Annotated in this window: 13 protein-coding genes; 7 read left to right on the plus strand and 6 right to left on the minus strand. The window is 71.0% G+C overall.

Translation table 11 applies throughout. The features are described 5' to 3' along the window. Positions 1-93: 93 nt before the first annotated feature. Both BM290_RS48330 and BM290_RS15900 read left to right on the plus strand, forming a co-directional pair. A complete protein-coding gene (locus tag BM290_RS48330; RefSeq protein WP_177319726.1) occupies positions 94-267 on the plus strand; it encodes a hypothetical protein in 174 nt (57 codons plus the stop codon). 78 nt (positions 268-345) lie between these two features. Further along, on the plus strand, positions 346-1806 hold the full coding sequence (locus tag BM290_RS15900; protein WP_093614587.1) for a glycosyltransferase family 39 protein: 1461 nt from the start codon (positions 346-348) through the stop codon (positions 1804-1806). Here BM290_RS15900 and BM290_RS15905 read toward each other — a convergent pair. After that, positions 1803-2459, minus strand: coding sequence for a 4'-phosphopantetheinyl transferase family protein (locus BM290_RS15905; RefSeq protein WP_093614589.1), 657 nt, complete (start codon positions 2457-2459; stop codon positions 1803-1805). The two genes, BM290_RS15900 and BM290_RS15905, sit on opposite strands and share 4 nt — an antisense overlap. 137 nt (positions 2460-2596) lie before the next feature. Here BM290_RS15905 and BM290_RS15910 point away from each other — a divergent pair, with 137 nt between their 5' ends. From BM290_RS15910 to BM290_RS15920, 3 genes are all read left to right on the plus strand, one after another. Then, complete coding sequence (locus BM290_RS15910; protein WP_093614591.1) at positions 2597-5035, plus strand: glycogen/starch/alpha-glucan phosphorylase; 2439 nt, start codon at positions 2597-2599, stop codon at positions 5033-5035. A gap of 95 nt (positions 5036-5130) precedes the next feature. Next, entirely contained in the window at positions 5131-5754 is a 624-nt protein-coding gene (locus tag BM290_RS15915; RefSeq protein ID WP_239143573.1) for an AAA family ATPase, read from the plus strand. A gap of 58 nt (positions 5755-5812) precedes the next feature. Beyond that, positions 5813-6763, plus strand: a complete 951-nt coding sequence (locus tag BM290_RS15920; RefSeq protein WP_093614593.1) for a quinone oxidoreductase family protein — start codon at positions 5813-5815, stop codon at positions 6761-6763. 8 nt (positions 6764-6771) lie between these two features. On the opposite strand, the gene BM290_RS15925 is transcribed toward BM290_RS15920, so the two are convergent. Continuing rightward, positions 6772-7542: a sulfite exporter TauE/SafE family protein gene (locus tag BM290_RS15925; protein WP_093614595.1), complete on the minus strand. Its 771-nt coding sequence runs from the start codon at positions 7540-7542 to the stop codon at positions 6772-6774. A 136-nt stretch (positions 7543-7678) separates the two neighbouring features. Between BM290_RS15925 and BM290_RS15930 the strand changes: the two genes are divergently transcribed. Together BM290_RS15930 and BM290_RS15935 are read left to right on the plus strand one after the other, a co-directional pair. After that, positions 7679-8179, plus strand: coding sequence for a SigE family RNA polymerase sigma factor (locus tag BM290_RS15930; protein WP_093614597.1), 501 nt, complete (start codon positions 7679-7681; stop codon positions 8177-8179). Then, positions 8176-9027, plus strand: coding sequence for a hypothetical protein (locus BM290_RS15935; RefSeq protein WP_093614599.1), 852 nt, complete (start codon positions 8176-8178; stop codon positions 9025-9027). The genes BM290_RS15930 and BM290_RS15935 overlap by 4 nt, the downstream gene beginning before the upstream one ends. A gap of 7 nt (positions 9028-9034) precedes the next feature. Here BM290_RS15935 and BM290_RS15940 read toward each other — a convergent pair whose 3' ends face one another. From BM290_RS15940 to BM290_RS15955, 4 genes are read right to left on the minus strand one after another with little or no spacing between them, the layout of a single operon-like run. Further along, positions 9035-10615 carry an RICIN domain-containing protein gene (locus tag BM290_RS15940; RefSeq protein WP_143133754.1) on the minus strand — a complete coding sequence of 527 codons (1581 nt, stop codon included), beginning with the start codon at positions 10613-10615 and terminating at the stop codon, positions 9035-9037. Beyond that, positions 10612-11208 carry a pilus assembly FimT family protein gene (locus BM290_RS15945; RefSeq protein WP_093614603.1) on the minus strand — a complete coding sequence of 199 codons (597 nt, stop codon included), beginning with the start codon at positions 11206-11208 and terminating at the stop codon, positions 10612-10614. Before BM290_RS15945 ends, BM290_RS15940 begins: the two co-directional genes overlap by 4 nt. Further along, the gene (locus BM290_RS15950) at positions 11208-12617 is read right to left on the minus strand and encodes an Ig domain-containing protein (RefSeq protein ID WP_093614605.1); all 1410 of its coding nucleotides are present in this window, start codon (positions 12615-12617) and stop codon (positions 11208-11210) included. The genes BM290_RS15945 and BM290_RS15950 overlap by 1 nt, the downstream gene beginning before the upstream one ends. Before the next feature lie 5 nt (positions 12618-12622). Next, positions 12623-14098 carry an RICIN domain-containing protein gene (locus BM290_RS15955; protein WP_177319728.1) on the minus strand — a complete coding sequence of 492 codons (1476 nt, stop codon included), beginning with the start codon at positions 14096-14098 and terminating at the stop codon, positions 12623-12625. Positions 14099-14105 lie beyond the last annotated feature (7 nt).

A 14105-nucleotide genomic window follows, 5' to 3' on the forward strand; every position in this document is an offset into this window, starting at 1 on the left:
CATGATGGCACCGGCGGACCAGGGGAGGACCCGCCCGAATCGGCGGGACTTCCGGCCCGGGTCCGCGCGCGGGTTCCGTGGGCCAATGGAGGCATGACCACCACGACCGTTTCGGAACAGCCGGTGAAGGTCGAGCCGGTTCGCCGCTACGCCACACCGACCGGGGATCCCTGCCCGTATCTGCTGCGTGCGGACGGGACGGTCGAGGGTGACGGCGCGTGCCGCGGGTGTGGCACGTGCCTGCTGGGTGCGGGCTGGTCGAGTTGACATTGGCGGCCGGCGGGCGGGAACCCGTACGGTGGGACCGTGGTCGATGCGCTCAGTGACACGTCAGATACACAGCGTATGGAGTCTGCCCGGAGGCCGTACGCCTGGTGGCCGGCCGGCCTGATCGCGTCCGCCGCCACGCTGCTGCTTCTGATCACCGCCGGTGGATACGGCTACCACCGCGACGAGTTGTACTTCCGGATTCTCGGCGAGCACCCGCAGTGGGGTTACGTCGACCAGCCGCCGTTCACCCCGATGCTGGTCCGGCTCGGCATCGAGGCGTTCGGCGACACCCTGTGGGCGATCCGGGTGCCGGCCGCCGTGCTGCTCGGGCTCACCGCGCTGGCAGCCGCCGCCATCGCCCGCGAGGCCGGCGGCGGCACGGCCGCCCAGTCACTGGCCGCGGCCGGGGTGTTCGGTGTCGTCCCGCTCTCCTCGGCGCACGTCACCGCCACCTCCGCACCGGACCTGCTGGTCTGGACGGGCGTGCTGTATTTCGTGGTCCGGGCGCTGCTCTCGGACCGGCCCCGCTCGTGGGCATACGCCGGGGCCGTCGCCGGGCTCGGTCTGTGGAACAAGCATCTGGTCCTGTTGCTGCTGCTCTGCCTGGGGGCGGCGCTGCTGCTGGCCGGGCCGCGCGAGGTGCTGCGGTCGCGGCACGTGTGGATCGGCGTGGCGCTGGCCGTGGTGATCGGCGCGCCGAACCTGATCTACCAGGTGGCGAACGGGTTCCCCCAGGCGCAGATGGCGGCGGCGATCGCGGAGAACAAGGGCGCCGAGTCCCGGGCGATGCTGCTGCCGCTCCAGTTCGCCCTGCTCGCGCTGCCTCCGGTGTGGATCGCCGGGCTGGTCGCCCCGGTGCGTGATCCCCGGCTGCGGCGGCTGCGGGCGCTCGTCGTGGCGTACCCCCTGATGCTGGTTCTGGTCTTCCTGACGGCCGGGCAGCCGTATTACACGGCGGGGTTGCTGCTCGGGCTGCACGCCGTCGGCGCCGTCGCTGTCGCCCGCTGGGCCGGTGGGCGCCGTGGCCGTCAGGCGCTCGTCGCGGGGGCGGCGCTGGTCACGTCGGCGGCCGCGGTGGTCACGTCGCTGCCGGTGATCCCGGAGCGGGACCTGGCCGGGTCACTGCCGGCCGAGCTGAACCAGACGATCGCCGACCAGGTCGGCTGGCGGCAGTACGTGTGGCAGATCGGCACCGTGTGGGCCGGCCTGTCGGAGGCCGACCAGCGGCGGTCCGTCCTGTTCACCGGCAACTACGGTGAGGCCGGCGCCCTCGACCGGTACGGCCCGTCGCTGCGGCTGCCGCAGGTCTACAGCGGACACAACGCGCTGCACGGGTTCGGCCCGCCACCGGACTCCAAGCGCATCGTGATCGCGGTGCTGGACACGCCGCCCGAGGGGCTCGGCACCTGCACACCGAAGGCGACCCTGCACAACACCCCGGGGGTGGAGAACGAGGAGGTCGGGGTACGTGTCCACGTGTGCCGGATGGACCGCCCGTGGTCCCTGGTCTGGCCCGGGTTGCAGCACTTCGACTAGTTCGCGGCGGCGGGTTCCCCGGTGACCGTGACGGCGGCGGTCACCAGGCCGCCGGCCACCTGCCAGCGGCCGTGCAGGGCGGGCCACGGCGAGTCGACGTGGATCCGGGCGGCGAAGGTCCCCCGCTCCCGGTCGACGGTCAGGCTCGCCTCCTCGAAGCCGAGCCATCGGCGGGTGACCGGGAACCACGCCTTGTAGACGGCCTCCTTGGCGCAGAACAGCAGCCGGTCCCAGTGCACCGACGGATCCCGTGCGGCCAGCCCGGCCAGGTGGTCCCGGTCCGCCGGGGTGGTCACGGCCGGGAGGACCCGGGGCGGCAGCGGGGCGTGCGGTTCGGCGTCGATGCCCAGGCTCTCCAGATCCGCGGTACGGGCCACGGCGGCGGCGCGATAACCGGTGCAGTGGGTGATGCTGCCCACCACGCCGGCCGGCCAGATCGGCTCGCGGCGGGGCCCGGGACGGATCGGCGCGGGTGTGAAGCCGAGGCCGGCCAGGGCCTCGCGGGCGCAGCGGCGGGCCGTCACGAACTCTCGGCGGCGGCTGTCGACAGCGGTCGCGACCAGATCCTCCTCGCCGGGGAAACACGGCTCGCCCGGGTCGTCGCCGAACGCCTCGACGGTGACGACGGACGGCGGCAGCAGATCCTCGAGCACACGGCAGTCTCCCATTCGCGCCCTGCGGCGGCGAACAGGGTGTTGAGCGCGGAACAGACGTCCGGTCGGGAACGGGACGATGTGGCCGTTAGCCCGAAGAGGGGTGTTCTGAAACGTCCGGAGGGCACAATGACGGCATGGATCTTCGACAGGGCATCGGTCTACGCAAACTGGGCAAGACCGCCGATGAGTTCCAGCAGGACCTGTTGAGCAACCTCTATTACCGGCGCGGCACGACGGTGGAGTCGGCGAGCGCGCGGGACGCGTACGAGGCACTCGCCCAAACCGTGCGCGACCATCTCGCCGAGCGGCGCGCCCGGACCGCCGCGGCGCAGTTCGCCAGCAATCCGCGCTGGGTCTACTACCTCTCCGCGGAGTATCTGCTCGGCGCTCAACTCGAACAGAACCTGCTCTACTCCGGCACCGGCGATCTGGCCGCCGAGGCGGTCAAGGCCCTCGGCTTCGGGCTGGAGGACCTGGAGGACCTGGATGTCGAGCCGGGCCTGGGCAACGGTGGCCTGGGCCGGCTCGCCGCCTGCCTGGTCGACTCGCTGGCCACCCGGGACATTCCGGCCGTCGGCTACGGCATCCGCTACGACCTGGGGATCTTCCGGCAGGTCATCACCGAGGAGGGGCAGGCCGAGCTGCCCGACGACTGGGCGTTCCACGGCAACCCGTGGGAGTTCCCGGCGCCGGACGACCGGCAGGCGGTCGGCTTCTACGGTCACACCGAGCCGATTCCCGGCTCGACGACCCGCAAGGTGTGGGTGCCGGGCGAGGTGGTGCTCGGCGAGCCCAGCCACATGCTGGTGCCCGGCTTCGGCACCGAGACGGTGAACATCATCCGGTTGTGGAGCGCCAAGGCCAGCGAGGCCTCGTTCGACCTGAGCCGGTTCTCCGCCGGGCAGTACGCGGAGGCCGTGCAGGAGGCGGTCCGCGCCGAGAACATCAGCAAGGTGCTCTACCCGGACGACAGCACGGAGCTGGGCCGGGAGCTGCGGCTCAAGCAGCAGTACTTCCTGGTCTCCTGCTCGCTGCGGGACATCGTGCGCCGGTTCCGGCTGCGTAACGAGGGCTGGGACACGTTCGCCGACAAGACGGTCATCCAGCTCAACGACACCCACCCGACGATCGCGATCCCCGAGCTGATGCGGCTGCTGGTCGACGAGTACGAGGTGGAGTGGGAGCAGGCCTGGGAGATCACCCGGCGGACCTTCGCGTACACCTGTCACACCCTGCTGCCGGAGGCGCTGGAGACGTGGCCGGTGCGGATGTTCGAGAAGCTGCTCCCCCGGCACCTGGAGATCATCTACCTGATCAACATGCTGTTCCTGCGGGAGGTCGAGGCCCGGTTCCCCGGCGACCACGATCGGCTGCGGCGGATGTCGATCATTCAGGAGGATCCGGAGCGGCGGGTACGGATGGCGCACCTCGCGGTCGTCGGCACCGAGGCCGTGAACGGGGTGGCCGAGCTGCACTCGAAGCTGCTGCGGGAGACCGTGCTGGACGACTTCGCCGCGCTGTGGCCGGCCAAGTTCCAGAACGTGACGAACGGCGTGTCGCCCCGCCGGTTCATCAAGATCGCGAACCCGCGGCTGTCCGATCTGATCACCGAGGGCCTCGGCGACGACAGCTGGGTCGGTGACCTGGAGCGGCTCGCCGGTCTGGAGCGGCTGGCCGACGACGCCTCGTTCCGGGAGCGCTGGCAGGCGATCAAGCGGGCCAACAAGGTGGACCTGGCCGCCGGTGATCCCGACTCGCTCACCGACGTGATGATCAAGCGGTTCCACGAGTACAAGCGGCAGCAGCTCAAACTGCTCCACGTCATCACCCTCTACCAGCGGATCCGGCAGAACCCGGCGGCCGACTGGGTGCCGCGTACGGTGCTGTTCGCCGGCAAGGCCGCGCCCGCCTACCACGCGGCGAAGGACATCATCCGGCTCATCGCCACGATCGCGGCGCGTATCGAGGCGGATCCGGTCGTCTCGCCGTACCTCAAGGTGGTCTTCCCCTCCAACTACAACGTGACCCTCGCCGAGCGGATCATCCCCGCCGCCGACCTGTCCGAGCAGATCTCGCTGGCCGGCAAGGAGGCCTCCGGCACCGGCAACATGAAGCTGGCCCTCAACGGCGCGGTCACCATCGGCACGCTGGACGGCGCCAACATCGAGATCCGCGCCCGGGTCGGTGAGGACAACTTCTTCCTCTTCGGCCTGGACGCGTACGAGGCGGCCCGGGCCCGGATCAACGGCTACCAGCCGCGGCATTTCTACGAGCGGGACGAGGAGTTGCGGGCCGCGATGGACACTCTCACCTCGGGTGTCTTCGGCGAGGTCGGCCGGCGGGTGGCGGACAGTCTGCTGGGCTGGGACGAGTATCTGACGCTCGCCGACTTCCGCTCCTACCTGGAGTGCCAGGAGCAGGTGGAGAAGAGCTGGCGGGATCCGGCCCGGTGGACGAGGATGTCCATTCTGAACACGGCGCACAGTGGCTTCTTCAGCTCGGACCGTACGGTCGCCGACTACGCGGCCCGGATCTGGCGGGTGGCCCCGGTGCCGGTCCCCCGGGAGGACTGACCCTGTTTCTCCGAGCGATCCGGCTCGACGGCGCGCCGCGTGCCGGATACCCCTTCGATCTCCCGGTCGTCCGCGCCCTCGCGGACGGCCGGGAGTTGCGTCTGCCCACCCCCGTCACGCTGCTCTCCGGTGACAACGGGAGCGGCAAGTCGACGCTGATCGAGGCGATCGCGGTGGCCGCCGGGTTCAACGCCGAGGGCGGCAGCACGTCGTTCAACTTCGCGACCCGGGCCACCGAGTCGAGTCTCGGCGGCAGTCTCACCCTGGTTCGTACGGCCGGGCGCAAACCGCGTACCGGGTTCTTCCTGCGGGCCGAGTCGTATTACAACGTGGCGACCGAGATCGAGCGGCTGGGTGTCACCCGCTCCTACGGCGGGGTGTCGCCGCACCAGCGGTCGCACGGCGAGTCGTTCCTCGACCTGGCCGCGCACCGGTTCGGGCCGGCCGGCCTCTACCTGCTCGACGAGCCGGAGGCGGCGCTGTCGGTGAACGGCTGCCTGGCCCTGCTGCTGCGGATCGCCGATCTGGTGGCGGCGGGCAGCCAGTTCCTGATCGCCACGCACTCGCCGATCCTGCTGGCCTCGCCGGGCGCCACGATCCTGGAGATCACGCCGGAGGGGCCGATCCGCGAGGTCTCCTACGACCAGGCCGAGCCGGTGGCCATGACCCGGGCGTTCCTGGCCGATCCGGCCCGTTTCCTCCAGCACCTGTCCCTATAACACCCACCTGATTAGTATGTTTGGCATGAGCGCAACCGATCAACGCGAGGTCGCCTGAGTGCGGGCGATCCTCGTCTCCCGGCACGGCGGCCCGGAGGTGCTGGAGCCCGCCGACCTGCCGGACCCGGTCGCCTTGCCGGACCGGACACTGGTGGAGGTGACCGCGGCCGGGGTCAACTACGCCGACACGCACCGCACCGACGGCTCCTACCGGGCGGCGCCGGCGCTGCCGTTCGTGCCCGGCACCGAGGTGGCCGGCCGGACCGCGGACGGCCGGCGGGTGGTGGCGCTGCTGTTCCCCGGCGGCGGTTACGCCGAGCGCGCCTCGGTGGCCGACGCCGACATGGTCGAGGTGCCGGACGGGGTGGACGACGCGACCGCGCTGGCGTTGCTGGTCCAGGGCCTGACCGCCTGGCACGTGCTGCGCAGCAGCGCCCGGCTCCGCGACGGCGAGACAGTGGTGGTCGGGGCCGCGTCCGGCGGGGTGGGCTCGGTGGCGGTGCAGCTCGCCCGGCACTTCGGCGCCGGTCTGGTGATCGCGGCCGCCTCGACGGCGGAGAAACGGGAGCGGGCGCTGCGGCTCGGCGCCGGCGTCGCGGTGGACAGCGATCCCGAGGGGTACGCGGAGCGCCTCCTCGAGGTCACCGGGGGCCGCGGCGCCGACGTGCTGCTGGAGTCCACCGGCGGGGCCACGCTGACCGCCGCGCTGGGCGGCCTCGCCCCGTACGGCCGTCTGATCAGTTACGGCAACGCGTCCCGGCAGGGCCGTCCGCCGGCCGACTTCGGGGTGCTGGCCGAGCGGAACACGTCGGTCGCCGGCTTCTGGCTCAAGCCCGCGCTGGACATGCCCGGCGGGTTCCGGGAGCCGTTGCGGGAGTTGCTCGGCCTGGTCGCGGACGGCCGCCTGGTCCTGCCGCCGGGGCCCGCCTACCCGCTGGCCGAGGCCGGGCGCGCGCACGCCGACCTGCTGGCCCGCCGGACCACCGGCAAGGTGGTCCTGATCCCCTGACCGTGCGGTCAGACGGCCTGGATCAGGTAGACGACGGCCAGCGCGACGGCGAGGGCGCCGAGCAGGAAGCGCAGCGCCGCCTCCGGGAGACGCCGCTGCATCCGCGCGCCCAGGTAGCCGCCGATCAGGCCACCGGCGCCACAGAGCAGCCCCAGGGTCCAGTGCGGGGCGATCTCGGCGGCGCCGGCGGTGAGGGCGATCAGGCCGTACGTGCCGGCACCCGCCACCGACGTGACGAAGGTGGACGCCAGGGCGGCGGGGGCGACGGTGGCCATCGGGATGCCGCTGCCGGCCAGGATCGGCCCGAGCAGCGAGCCGCCGCCGATGCCGTAGACGCCGCCGATCACCCCGACGCCCAGCCCGAGCCAGCCGATCGGCAGGTCACGGGCACGCCGCGGCGCGGGGGCGGGACGGACCGCGCGCAGGCACAGCCACAGGCCGAGGGGCAGCAGCACCGCCGCCACGACGACCCGGAACACCCGCGGGCCGGGCAGCGCGAACACCCGCAGGAAAGCCCCGATCACCACGCCGGGCAGGGCGCCGGCGATCAGCAGCCGGGTCAGCGGCCGGTCGAACCCACCCTGCCGCAGGTAGCGCAGCAGCGCGCCGGGGCCGGCCACCACGTTGTAGAGCAGGTTGGTCGGGGTGACCGCCGGGTTGGGCACGTGCAGCACGCTGAGCTGGACCGGCAGCAGGAACACCGCGCCGGAGACCCCGACCGGCGCGGTCACCACCGACAGGAGGAAGCCGGCCAGGAATCCGACAATCCCTATTTCCATGATCGAGAAAGTAGCCTACGTCGCTGATATCCGCGTCTCACCGGCCGAACAGCCCTTGCCCCGGACCGGGCACGATCTCTACCGTCGTCCGGTCTGGCGGAACGTCGTCCGATCCGGGAGAACGAGGAGGTGTGCCGTGCGCGACGACGCCTTCCACGCGTATTTCGAGCGGCATCACGCCTCGCTGTCGCGTCTGGCGTACCTGATGACCGGCGAGTCCGAGGTCGCCGACGATCTGGCCGCCGACGCGCTGACCGAGGTGTGGCGGCACTGGGAGCGGGTGACCGCCGCCGACGACCCGGTCGCCTACGGTCATGGCATCGTGATGAACCTGGCCCGTAACTGGGTACGCCGCCGCAGCCGGGAGCGCCTGCTGTCGTTCGGGTCGCTGCGCCGCGGCCGCGACACCGACGTGCCGGCCGTCCTCGACGTCCGGGGCGCGCTGCGCCGGCTCCCGCACCGGCGGCGTGCCTGCGTGGTGCTGCGCTACGCCTTCGACCTCCCGGAGCGTGAGGTCGCCGCGGTCCTGGGCATCTCCGTCGGCGCGGTGAAGAGCTCGACCTCTCGCGGCGCGAAGCAGCTTGCCGAGCTGTTGGGGGACCACGTCCGCATCGACGGCTGGGAGGCGGCCCGGTGAGGCTCTCCGACGATCAGATCCGGGCGGCGCTGCGGGCCGAGGCCGCGGCGCACGAGCCCGACCGCGACGCCATGCTCGACCGGATCACCATGGCCGCCATGCACGACACCGGCACCGGCCGCCGCCGCGCCCACGTGCCGGGCGCCCGCCGTGGCCCGCGCGTCCGGATGGCCGCCGTGGTGGCCGCGGTCGTGACGGTCTTCGGCGGCGGCGGTGTCGGCACGTGGGCGCTGGCCGGCTCGGACGACCGTGACGAGGCCGCTCCGGCCCCGTCGATCGCCCCGGCGACGACCACCGCCACACCTGTCGTCACCGACCCGGTGAGCATCGAGCCGTCCACGCCCGGCGCCACGACGACTCCCGTCAGGCCGCCGACGAGCAGGCCTGCCCCGAGCCGGACCAGCGCGGCCCCGTCGCCGTCACCGGTCAAGGGGCAGCCCGGCTTCACCCGGGTCAGCCAGGGCCCGCTCTGGTCGGACGGGTCGGTCGATCCGGACAGCGGCGACACCCAGGGCGCGAGCATCGTCACGCTGAAGACCACCGAGGAGCTGACCGCCCTGGAGGTGGTGATCCGGGTGGCCCGTACCGAGGGGCTGGTGTCCCGCGGCGGCACGAAGCAGGCTCCCGGCGGCAGCGTCAGCACCACTGTCACCGAGGAGCCGGGGGCCTTCCTCTACCGGTTCACGCTCTCCTCGGCGGACCGGCTGGCCCCGGGCACCTACACGTTCACAGCGAAGTACGCGTACCCGCCGGGCGGGCGCAACGCCGGCGGCGACACCTACGAGGCGGTCGCCGCCACGGGCGCCGCCTCGCTCGACGTGTACGGCAACTTCTTCCCGACGAGCTGACCGGCTCTCAGTTCGTCTCCTTGACGTCCTTGAGGGCCAGCGCGGCGATCACGTTCTGGTCGGCGTTCCACTTCTGCAGGGTGGAGCCGTCGCACGGGGCCACGTAGATCTTGCTGATCTTGTACGTGGTCGGCTGGTAGTAGTCGGGCGGTTCGGCCTTCGGGTTACGGGGCTGCAGGCAGTAGCCGCCGGTGCCGTCGACGATCTGGTAGCTGGTGGCGTACCTGTTCGTCTCGCCGTACACGGTCCACCGCTGGTTACCGGCCCCGGTGCAGCTCTTCGTCGTCACGTACTGGTACAGGTCGGGCGATGACGGGCTGGTGAGGCAGTAGACGGCGCCGTTGTTCGTGGTGATCGTCCCGGTGGCGTGGTTCTCCGCGGTGCCCGCCTTCGCCGGGTCGAGAGCCGGGTAGCCGTACCGCTGGTTCCACTCGACGTTGGCCGGGTTCGGGTTCTGCTTGCACGGCCACGCGATCATGTGCACGAAGGTGACGCTCTTCTCGGTGACGTCCAGGCACCGGCCGAACTGGTTGTAGTTGACCAGCTGGCCGACCGCCTGGCCGGCCGGGGAGGCGGCCATGCCCGCGCCGACCGCGGCGTCCGGCGACCAGCGGCGGGCGTTGACCGAGCTGGTGTTGCAGCCCGACGAGTTGACGAGCAGGAGCAGCTTGCTGTCCGCGGCGCCGTCGAACTGCCGGTAGAAGCAGGAGCCGTCGGTGTTGGAGCCGGCGGTGAGCTCGGAGCCGACGAACTCGGCAGAGCCGTTGAAGCTCCACTGCTGCCGGTACAGCGACGGCTTGGTGCCCTGGCACGGCTCGACGGTGACGACGTTGTCGGCGACGTGGGTGAGGCCCGCCTGCAGGCACATGCCGAGCGGGCGGGACGGTTTCTGCGACGCGACGAGCACGATCTGCAGCGTCTCGGTGTACGCCCACGTCTGCGCGACCGCACCGGGGCTGCACAGCTGCATGGTGACGGGGGTGGCGCCGTTCGGGTCGCCGGAGCCCGCGTCGATGCAGTAGTCCTTGACGCTGCTGCTGGTCCGGTAGGCGTGGATCAGCCCGCCGTAGATGTTGGCGTTCGTGGTGTGCAGCACGTAGGTGCCGCTCAGGGTGCGGGTCATGGTGCGGCCACCGGTGACGGCCTTGCCGATCGCGGTGAACCGGGCGTACGCGGGCACGTACTGCGGGCCGCTGACGGTCACGCAGGAGATGGCGTTGTCGTCGAGCCAGTCGGCGTCCTGCCCCTGCGGGTCGGTGCGGAAGTAGGCGACCGATACCGTGTACGACGACTCGTTGCCGCCCCCGACGGAGCCGGTGAGCGGGCTGCACGGCAGCTGGGCACGGTCGCCCTCCTCCGCGCCGGTGATCGCGTTGGCCTTGACGGCGCCGCGCACCTGGGCGAGCCCCACGTCGAGCCCGGCCTGCGCGGCGTGCAGCGCCAGCACCCGCCGGGCGCTGAGGTTGGAGTCGGTGATCGAGTTGACCACCATGGAGGTGAGCAGGCCGCCCAGGCTCATGCCGACGAGCGTGATCAGCACGGCGATGGGGAGTGACCCTTCGTCGCCACGGCGGCGCCACAACCTCATGAGCTCACTCCCCTGGCCTCGGTGCAGGTGTCCGCGTTGTCGTCGGCAGTCGCGTTGAGCGCGGTGAAGGTGATGTCGGTGACCCGGCGGGACGCCGCTTCGCCGAGGCCCGCGTCCGAGGTGAAGAAGACCCGCAGCCGCTGGTAGCGGAAGCCGTCCAAGGCGTTGGCGTCGACCGGGATCACCGTGAACGGCTTCTCCGAGGTGGCCAGCGACGCCAGCGTGGTCCAGGCGGTCGGCGACACCACGCCGGCCTTCTTGGGCCACTTCCGGCGCTGCAGCTCCCCGGTCGGGGTGTGCAGCCGCAACTGCACACAGGTGTCCACGTCGTCGAGGTTGACCAGGTACTCCACGTAGGAGTCCCCTTCGACCACGCCCGGGTCGCTGACGCTCCGGGCGTACCTGATCTCCTGGTCCAGGACCCGGAACGCCGTGGTGACCTGCGTCTGCGCCTCGATCTCGGAATCGGTCGAGTTGTACGACCGGTAGATCTGCACCACGGCGAGCGTGGTCACCGCGGTGACCACCCCCATCAGGGTCGTCGCGACGATCAGCTCGGCCAGGGTGTACCCGTCGTCGTCGCGCCGTCCCATCACGTCACCTTCCAGGTCGCGGTCCGGGAGAGCGTGCTGCCGGCCGCGTCCACCACCTTGATCACGACGGCCCAGCTGCCGGCCTGGGCCGGCGTGCCGCTGACCACACCGGTCGTGCCGTTCATGGTCAGCCCGGGGGGCAGATTGGTGGCGGTGTACGCGTACGGCTGGATGCCGCCCGCCGCCGCGATCGTGACCGAGGCCGCCGTGCCGAGGGTCAGGCTCTGCGCGGCGACGCTCAGCGACAGTGTCGCGGCCGTGAAGGTGTACGTCTTCGCGTTCGTCTGCTGGTGGCCGTCGGTCACGGTGATCGTCGAGCTCCACGAGCCGACCCCGGTCGGGGTGCCGGAGACGATGCCGGTGGCCGCGGCCATGGTGAGGCCGGGCGGCAGGCCGGTCGCCGACCAGACGAGCGCCGGTGATCCGCCGGTCACGGCGAACGTCTTGGTGTACGCGACCCCGCCCTTGATCGTCAGCACGGCGGTGTTGCTGGTGCTGATCACCGGGAGCGCCTTGACCTGCCAGCTCCAGGCGACGTAGTCCTGCTGGTCGTAGACGTCGGTGACGACGATCCGGGTGGCGTACGTCCCGGCCGTGGTCGGGGTGCCGGTGACCCGGCCGGTCGTCGGGCTGATCGTCATGCCGGGCGGCAGGTTCAGCGCCGACCAGACTCGGGCCCCCTCGCCGCCGGTGGCCGCGAAGTCGAGAGTGACCGGCAGTGTCACGTCGTCGTAGACGATGCTGTCCATCTCGGTGGTCAGGTCGAGCACGCCGGCGCTGGTGTTGGTGTTGAAGACCGGCTCCTCGGTGCGGCTGCCGATCAGCGACGAGGTGACGTACGAGCAGGTGCCTGCCGGGCAGAGCCGGCCCGGCCAGGTCACCGCGACGATCACCCGGTAGAACGGGATGACGGCGCTCTTGCCGGCGCCGGCCGCGGCGGACGCCGCGACGCACTCGGAGGCGGTGGCGCTGGGCCGCACACAGCTGCCGATGTAGAAGTGCTGCCGGTAGATCAGCCCGTTGAGGGTCTGCTCCAGCGGCGTGGTCGGTAGTTTCGCGGTCGCCCCGGCGCCGTCGGCCGCGTCGCCGTCGTAGGCGATGTCGGTGACGGCGCTGTCGAGCATGCCGCTCACCGCGTCGAGCGGGGCGGACCACTGCTCGGTGACGCTCTTCCGGTCGCGGCCGGTGAGGACGGCCGCGACCTTCAGAGCGTGTACGCGTTCCATCGCGTCGTCGGCGAGCTGGATCGCGATCTGCCGGTCGCCGTGCAGGTGCGCGATCCGGCTGGACGAGACGAACAGGCTGGTCAGCGAGGCCGTCACGACCATCACGATCATGATCGCCACCACGGTCTCCACCAGGGTGAATCCCGGGTCCCGGCCCTCCGTGGCCGGAGACGGTCGAGTCATGGCAGTTAGTTCTCCCGGACGTTGGAGATCGGCGTGGCCACGTTGAGGTTGGCCGGCGCGTTCCACTTCTGCAGCTCGGAGCTGCTGCAGACGCCCACCTTGACCTTGCTGGTGCCGTCCGAGTGGGTGTCCTTCACGGTCGCGTTCAGGTCGGTGGGCTGGAGGCAGTAGCCCTTGTTGTCGACGATCCGGTAGCTCGTCGCGTAGTTGCCGGTGTCGTGGTAGACGGTCCAGCCGAAGGCACTGGTGTCGTCCTTCGAGGCGTAGGCCGTCGCGTAGTTGGTGGCGCACTTCTCGACCGTCACGTAGGCGTTGGTGGCGGTGGAGAGCGGCGACTTCATGCAGTACTTGGTGCCGTTCTGGGTGACGACGACCGGGCCCTTCTTGGAGATCTCCTTCTTCGTCGCGTCCGGGACCGGGTGCTCCCAGATCTGGTTCCAGTCGACGACGCCGGTCGGGGCCTGCTTGCAGAACCAGGCGATCATGTACGAGTAGCCGACGTTCTGGTTGGTGACGTCCAGGCAGCGGCTGAACTGGGCGAAGTTGACCAGCTGGTTGGTCTTGTCACCGGCCATGCCGGCGCCGATCCGCGGGTCCGACCGCCAGACGCTCAGGGTGGTGCTGCCGCCGCACGAGCCGAGGATCAGCGGGGTGCCGACGGTGTTGGCCGCCTTGAGGTTGATGCAGAAGCTCTCGATGCCCCGGCTGGAGTTGGTCGAGTGGAACTGGCTGTTGCCGTCGAGGCTCCACTGGTAGAGGCCGGTCGGGGTGCTCGTGTTCGGGCAGCGCTGGAGGGTGACGGCGCTGCCCGAGGCGTGCGGCGTGGCGGCGTACAGGCAGACACCGTCCTCGGCGATCGTGCCGTCGGCCAGCTTCGTCCCCTCCGAGTTGATCAGCTTGAGGTACAGCTTCTCGGTGTAGGCGAACTGCTGGGTGCTGTTGCCGTTGCACGCCTGCATCACGACGGCCCGGTCGATCGCGACCGGCATCGACTTGACGTCCATGCAGAGCGTCTTGTCGGTGGACGAGGCGATCCAGATCGATCCGCCGGGGATGTTGTTGTTCGTCGTGGAGAACTTGTAGGTGGCCGACACCGACCGGGTGCCCGCGGTGCTGACGCCCTCGGAGGTCACGTCGGCGGTCGTCGGCAGGGCGACCAACGGGCATTTCAGCTCGTCGCCGTCCTGGTCCCGGTAGGTGATCTTCACCTTGTAGAGCAGCTTCTCACCGGTGCCGTCGATCCCGGCGTCGCCCTCGAAGTCGCAGGGCGGCATGTCCTCCAGCCGGCCGTCGGCGGAGCCGCTCAGGTTGATCTCGGAGGCGGCCCGGACCCGCGCCATCACCGTGTCCAGACCGACCTGAGCGCCGTTCAGCGCCGTGCTGCGGTCCTTGAAGGAGCGTGTGGTGGTGACCTGGCGCACCACGAGCGGGAGCAGCGCCACTGAGAGGACCAGACCCATGGTGGTCACCATGATCGCCATCGGCAGT

It is taken from the genome of Actinoplanes philippinensis (genome assembly GCF_900113015.1).
Classification (GTDB): domain Bacteria; phylum Actinomycetota; class Actinomycetes; order Mycobacteriales; family Micromonosporaceae; genus Actinoplanes; species Actinoplanes philippinensis.

Excerpts from the sequence above, each read along its gene's own strand:
- BM290_RS15900 (WP_093614587.1), top strand. The coding sequence starts at position 346 with ATGGAGTCTGCCCGGAGGCCGTACGCCTGGTGGCCGGCCGGCCTGATC.
- BM290_RS15940 (WP_143133754.1), bottom strand. The coding sequence starts at position 10,615 with ATGAGGTTGTGGCGCCGCCGTGGCGACGAAGGGTCACTCCCCATCGCC.
- BM290_RS15955 (WP_177319728.1), bottom strand. The coding sequence starts at position 14,098 with ATGGCGATCATGGTGACCACCATGGGTCTGGTCCTCTCAGTGGCGCTG.
- BM290_RS15910 (WP_093614591.1), top strand. The coding sequence starts at position 2,597 with ATGGATCTTCGACAGGGCATCGGTCTACGCAAACTGGGCAAGACCGCC.
- BM290_RS15925 (WP_093614595.1), bottom strand. The coding sequence starts at position 7,542 with ATGGAAATAGGGATTGTCGGATTCCTGGCCGGCTTCCTCCTGTCGGTG.
- BM290_RS48330 (WP_177319726.1), top strand. The coding sequence starts at position 94 with ATGACCACCACGACCGTTTCGGAACAGCCGGTGAAGGTCGAGCCGGTT.
- BM290_RS15945 (WP_093614603.1), bottom strand. The coding sequence starts at position 11,208 with ATGGGACGGCGCGACGACGACGGGTACACCCTGGCCGAGCTGATCGTC.
- BM290_RS15950 (WP_093614605.1), bottom strand. The coding sequence starts at position 12,617 with ATGACTCGACCGTCTCCGGCCACGGAGGGCCGGGACCCGGGATTCACC.